Here is a 266-nt window from a genome sequence, read left to right as displayed (position 1 = left end):
CGCGTCGCCGCCTTTTCAAGCCGGGTCCGCCGACGGGAGCTGCGACTCCGCGACCGCGAACGCGAGCGTGCTCAACACGGCGGTGAGCGTTCCGGCCGCGAGCGCCATCGCGAGATCGGGGAGCCCGAGAGAGGTCACGCCCGGCGCGGCCGGCAGGAAGAACCCCGAGACCGCGTACAATACGACCGCGATAGAGAGGACGTAGAAGGGCGCGTTGAGGTACCGCCACCGGAACCGACCCGCGAGGTACTCGTCGGTGATCTGGC

1 pseudogene is annotated in these 266 nt (G+C 69.9%); it reads right to left on the bottom strand.

Features of this window, described 5'->3' with window-relative positions:
• Positions 1 to 15: 15 nt before the first annotated feature.
• Positions 16 to 266 (bottom strand): annotated as a pseudogene (locus SM753_RS20710) (hypothetical protein); the annotation flags it as partial.

The sequence above is a fragment of the Halostella sp. PRR32 genome (assembly GCF_034808085.1).
Lineage (GTDB): Archaea > Halobacteriota > Halobacteria > Halobacteriales > Natronoarchaeaceae > Halostella > Halostella pelagica.
The sequence above is the reverse complement of the archived record's forward strand: the minus strand, read 5'-3'. Positions and strand labels throughout refer to the sequence as shown.